This window comes from Flavobacterium sp. (assembly GCF_044371705.1).
In the GTDB taxonomy this organism is placed as follows: domain Bacteria; phylum Bacteroidota; class Bacteroidia; order Flavobacteriales; family Flavobacteriaceae; genus Flavobacterium.
The window spans coordinates 1-5353 of record NZ_JBILTE010000175.1 but is presented as its reverse complement, the minus strand read 5'-3'; the positions used below and the strand labels follow the sequence as shown (position 1 = coordinate 5353).

Genomic DNA, 5353 nt, shown 5'->3' with positions numbered 1-5353 from the left:
CGGATGGAGTTTGAAAAAACACCTTTTAAATTGAAACTGTCCATCATGGCCATGTTGCATTTGTTTGAAATTAAAGTGCAGGAAAAAAATCTGAAATTACTAACCTACTACGACGAACAAATACCCGAAGTATTGTTAGGAGATTCGGTTCGTTTGCATCAAATCATTTTGAATTTAATTAGTAATGCGGTAAAATTTACTACGAAAGGTTCAATTACTTTAACGGTCAAATTACTCTCTGATGAAAGAGATAAAGTTAGTTTACAATTTTCAGTAAGAGATACGGGTATTGGAATTAAATCGAATAAGATTACTTCAATTTTTGACAATTTTCAACAAGCAACAAGCAGTACTTCTCGCTTATTTGGTGGTACTGGTTTGGGTCTGGCAATTGTGAAACAATTGGTGAATGCACAAGGAGGAACTATCGAAGTGGATAGTACTCCTGATGTAGGTTCTACCTTCAGTTTTGTGTTGGATTTTGATAAAACAACTGCCGAAGCGGTTATTGATCCGGAAATAATTCCTTTGAATACCGATATTAAAAACACCAAAATTTTGGTGGTAGAAGACATGGAATTGAATCAATTATTGATGAAAACCTTGTTGGACGATTTCGGTTTTGAATGTGATATCGCAGCGAACGGAAAATTGGCCGTTGAAAAATTAGAAACCACTACTTATGATATTGTGCTGATGGACTTACAAATGCCTGAGATGAACGGTTTTGAAGCAACCACTTATATTCGGGAAACATTAAAATTAACTATCCCGATTATTGCTTTAACAGCCGATGTAACCACCGTAGATGTAGCCAGATGTAAAGAAGTAGGAATGAACGACTACATATCTAAACCGGTTGACGAACGCTTATTGTACACAAAACTCGTTGGTTTAATGACAAAACCGGTATTGATTATCGATCATGAAAAAGGTACAGCTGTTTCAGAAGATACCATTCGCTATGTAGACATGAGTTATTTGAATAAATTAACGCAATCAAACCCGAAACTTATTTCGGATATGATTCACGCCTATTTAAAACAAACACCGCCATTGGTTCAAACAATGGTGAAGAGTTATTCAGAAAAAGATTGGCATCTTTTGAAAGCAACCGTTCATAAAATGATCCCTTCCTTTGCCATTATGGGAATCAGTTCTGAATTTACTGAACTAGCCAAAAAAGTGCAACAATATGCCGACACCATGGAACAAGCTCCGAATATGGAAGAGCTTATTGTTTCTTTGGAACGCGTTTGTTTACAATCTTGCAACGAGTTAGAAAAAGAATTATATACCCTAAACACTACTACAAATGAAAACTAAAAATAAAGTGAAACTTTTTTTGGTTGATGACGATGCGGTTTTCTTAAAATCATTGGAAATTGAATTCATGCTTCATGGCGATTTTGAAATTGAAACCTATGCCACCGGAGAACTTTGCATTGCTGCATTGGATCATTTACCCGATGTTATCATCTTGGATTATTTTTTAGACGGCGTTGATAAAAATGCAATGGACGGAATTACAACATTAGATATCATCAAAGAATTACAACCCGAACTACCGGTAATCATGCTGTCTGAACAAGACAAAATTGATGTAGCCGTAAGTTGCATGCACCACAATGCTTTTGATTACGTAGTAAAAAGTGAGACAGCATTTGTTCGGTTGCAGAAAAATATCAATACTATTTACAAATTGAAAAAATTGGAAAAAGAACTGAAATGGTACATCGATAGAAGCAGTTCCTTTTCCTACTAGTTAAATAACTTAAAAACAATAGTGAAATTTATTTATATTTAGTTTTTAGGTTGTCCATTTTTAAGAGCCTTTTCAGCAATTTTGACAGCCAGTTTTTCTCTCCATTGAGCATATTTTGACTTAAATGTCAGTTTTAAAAGACTATCCACAGCTCCGTGCATAAATAAACTCCAGACACTTTCCATTTTTCGGGTAATCGATTGGTCCCAAGCACGAAGTGTTAACGAAAAAGAACCATCAATATATCGCATCCAATGCCACATTCCCGTAGGCATAAATAATGTGTCACCGTGTTCTAAAAAAACTTCATATCCTTGCACGCCTTTTAGAGCGGGAAATTTTTCAATATCCGGATTCGCAACATCATAGTCTTCCAAGGCATAAGTAGTGTTTGGAATGCAATACAATCGTTTTTTCCATTTATTATCAAAAAGGATAATGTGTTTTCTTCCTCCAAAATGCGTATGAAATAAATGTGGCAAATCAATGTCGTAATGTAAAAACGTAATGGCTTTGGTGCCTCCAAAAAACATCGCAGGCATGCTTTCAATAAACCCGCCCATTAATTCTTTGGGCACTTTAATATCGTTGAGAAGTTCGGGCGAATGTTTAAAAAGGTTTAGAAAGAAGATACGTAAGTCGGTTGGTTCTCGGGTAATTAAATCTAAATACTCGCCAAATTTCATTCGAGCGATTTTTGCATTTATCACTTTATTTGGATCGGCTTTCGAATTATCAACTAAATCTACCTCGATATCACCCGCAATTTGTTTGAAATAATCGGTGCTCCATTTTTCTCTAGCAGGCCAATCTTTTGTTAGGCCTTTAATGATTAATGGTTTTCTGGGGATTAAATAGTTCTTTTTAAAATCTTCTCGACTGATTGAGTCAACGGAATCTACTGGTTTAAGTAAAAAGCTCATATCAAAATAATGCTAAATTAACTAATTGTTAGCGAGAGGTAAAATTAAAATAAAATTATATGAAGGTAATAATTTGAAACTTGTTTTTTACAATTATATATTTAATAGTTTTGATTTGGATATATTGGCTGATTTAACAAAGTTGCTTTTAGTTCAAAAGTAGTTCTTACTCAAAGCTATTTTTTTTTTGAATCAACTACTTGATTATTAATTTGATAGTAACTATTCAAATAAAAAGACTACTTTTGCAAAAATTTTAAATCGTGTTAGTCACGAGTGTATACTTATGAATTCAAAGAAAATCGCCGAATACCGTAAATTACTTGACGTAACCAAAACAGCTACGCTGAAAGAATTGAAGACTATTTACCGCAACAGTATGAAGGATATTCATCCGGATACTATTGCCGATGCTGACGAACGTCATGCAGCTGAAGAACGCAGCAAAGAAATTATTGAAGCCTACCACTTTTTAGTGAGCATCGCTCCTGAAACGCAGGAAAAAGTAAAAGAAGAGTATTTAAAAACAACCACCACTTCAGGTATTCTTGATTTTTATTTCGAAAATGGGGTATTGTATATCAACTTTTTAGACGGTAATACCTTTGAGTACTTTGGTGTACCAAAAGTAACGTACATTAAATTAGTGAATGCCGAATCACCTGCTCGTTTTGCACGCAGACATATATATAACGAGTTCGTTTACCGCAGTGCCAGTAAATTGGTTGCTGCTGAGTAAATTTTATCTCAACCTATGCATACAACCATCCGTTTCGGATGGTTTTTTTTTGGCAAAATAGTCAACGAGTTTGTAAACGGGAATAGTTGAATAGATTCCTCAGGATTACTTACCTTTGCAAAAAGATTTTACATGTCACACAAAGCAGGGTTCGTTAATATCATCGGAAATCCAAACGTTGGTAAATCAACTTTAATGAATGCATTCATTGGAGAAAAATTATCCATAATTACTTCTAAAGCACAAACCACGCGTCACCGTATTCTTGGTATTGTAAATGGGGAAGATTTTCAAGTGGTTTTATCGGATACGCCTGGAATTATTAAACCGGCCTATGAAATGCAGGAATCGATGATGCAGTTTGTCAAGTCGGCTTTTGAAGATGCCGATGTGTTGTTATACATGGTTGAGATAGGCGAGAAAGAATTAAAAGACGAGGCTTTTTTTAATAAAATCATACACACCGATATCCCGGTTTTATTGTTGTTGAATAAGATAGATAAATCCAATCAGGAACAACTTGAAGAACAAGTTTCGATGTGGAAAGAAAAAGTTCCCAATGGTGAAATATTTGCAATTTCTGCTTTGGAAAACTTTAACGTGAAAGAGGTTTTTAATCGCATTTTAGAATTGCTTCCTGAATCACCACCGTATTACCCAAAAGATGCGTTGACCGACAAACCCGAACGTTTTTTTGTCAACGAAACCATTCGTGAAAAAATCCTAATCAATTACGATAAAGAAATTCCATACGCTGTTGAGGTGGAAACCGAAGAATTTATAGAAGATGAAAACATCATCCGAATTCGTTCCATCATCATGGTTGAACGCGATACGCAAAAAGGAATCATCATCGGACACAAAGGAGAGGCTTTAAAAAGAGTAGGTATGCAAGCCCGTGCCGATTTAGAAAAATTCTTCGGCAAACAAATCCACATCGAATTGTATGTGAAAGTTAGTAAGGATTGGCGTAGCAATGCCTTTCAGTTGCGACGCTTGGGCTATAATCAATAATAGTACTACATCGAATGAGTGAGCGGTTCCCGAGTCCTTGCTTCAATAAATTCTTTAGGCGTAATTCCTGAATTTTTTTTAAAAGCTCTGTAAAAAGCTGATTTTGAATTAAATCCCGCTTTTTGAGCAATAGCATCAATAGTCAAATTTGAATGGGAGGCAGAAATCAAAAGTTTTTTAGATTCTTCAATTCGATAACAATTGATAAAATCATTAAAATTAAAATTTGTTTTTTCGTTAATCACCTGTGAAATTTGATGAGGACCTACATTTAATAATTTTGATACCTCGGCGAGGGTGATTTTTTCATTCAAATAAGGTTTATCTTCTCTCATGATAAAACCATATAGTAGATTTAGAATTTGGTTTTTGTCCGCATCTGTAAGTTTTGACCGTCTGTATTTTTCTGTAACTGCAGTATCTATAGCGAGAGTTCCGTATAATAGTTCGGGGAATAATAGCAAACCAATTATTACAGAAAAATGAAAAAATGTCATCATTAACATCGAAAACCGATAGGGATCTGCAAACAGTTTCAGTCCCGTAATTAGGTCTAAATATATGCCTGAAATTAAAATAAACTGACTGCTCATGTAAATGATAAACCAATAGAAGAGATAAGAGTTGGTTTTGTTTTGAATCAACTCTACAAGTCTGTATTTTTTTAATAAAAAAAATTGTGCGAAGAAATAGATTGAAAAAAGAAATGTTTTCATTAAGTAATGAAAAGGCATAATGACACTTCCTTTATTTAAGAACACTAAATAATTAGCAACCTTCGTTTCTGGAGAACTCAAGTAAAAAGGTAAAAGCTCTATAAAATTCAGTAAAAAAGGAAGTAGGTGCAGCAAATGAATGGTACGATACTTAAACTTTGGATTTAAAATAGTATAGGTATAAAAGTAAATGGCC

The 5353-nt window shown here is 34.4% G+C and carries 6 protein-coding genes; 4 read left to right on the top strand and 2 right to left on the bottom strand.

What is annotated here, in order from left to right; translation table 11 throughout:
* Together ACIQ2S_RS10885 and ACIQ2S_RS10880 are read left to right on the top strand one after the other, a co-directional pair.
* Positions 1–1326 (top strand): ATP-binding protein (locus ACIQ2S_RS10885; protein ID WP_396175873.1); only part of this gene is annotated, 1326 nt, incomplete at its 5' end.
* The gene (locus tag ACIQ2S_RS10880) at positions 1316–1765 is read left to right on the top strand and encodes a response regulator (RefSeq protein WP_396175871.1); all 450 of its coding nucleotides are present in this window, start codon (positions 1316–1318) and stop codon (positions 1763–1765) included. The genes ACIQ2S_RS10885 and ACIQ2S_RS10880, both read left to right, overlap by 11 nt.
* Positions 1766–1803: 38 nt before the next feature.
* Here ACIQ2S_RS10880 and ACIQ2S_RS10875 read toward each other — a convergent pair whose 3' ends face one another.
* Positions 1804–2688, bottom strand: a complete 885-nt coding sequence (locus tag ACIQ2S_RS10875; protein WP_396175869.1) for a cupin-like domain-containing protein — start codon at positions 2686–2688, stop codon at positions 1804–1806.
* A 286-nt stretch (positions 2689–2974) separates the two neighbouring features.
* On the opposite strand from ACIQ2S_RS10875, the gene ACIQ2S_RS10870 reads away from it, so the two are divergent.
* Together ACIQ2S_RS10870 and era are read left to right on the top strand one after the other, a co-directional pair.
* Positions 2975–3427, top strand: coding sequence for a KTSC domain-containing protein (locus tag ACIQ2S_RS10870; RefSeq protein ID WP_396175867.1), 453 nt, complete (start codon positions 2975–2977; stop codon positions 3425–3427).
* A 132-nt stretch (positions 3428–3559) separates the two neighbouring features.
* Positions 3560–4441, top strand: coding sequence for a GTPase Era (gene era / locus ACIQ2S_RS10865; RefSeq protein ID WP_396175865.1), 882 nt, complete (start codon positions 3560–3562; stop codon positions 4439–4441).
* A 5-nt stretch (positions 4442–4446) separates the two neighbouring features.
* Here the strand turns inward: era and ACIQ2S_RS10860 are convergent.
* On the bottom strand, positions 4447–5353 hold a 907-nt coding region (locus tag ACIQ2S_RS10860), incomplete at its 5' end, for a helix-turn-helix domain-containing protein (protein WP_396175863.1).

Coding starts and splice junctions, on each gene's coding strand:
- ACIQ2S_RS10880 (WP_396175871.1), top strand. CDS start 1,316: ATGAAAACTAAAAATAAAGTGAAACTTTTTTTGGTTGATGACGATGCG.
- ACIQ2S_RS10875 (WP_396175869.1), bottom strand. CDS start 2,688: ATGAGCTTTTTACTTAAACCAGTAGATTCCGTTGACTCAATCAGTCGA.
- ACIQ2S_RS10870 (WP_396175867.1), top strand. CDS start 2,975: ATGAATTCAAAGAAAATCGCCGAATACCGTAAATTACTTGACGTAACC.
- era (WP_396175865.1), top strand. CDS start 3,560: ATGTCACACAAAGCAGGGTTCGTTAATATCATCGGAAATCCAAACGTT.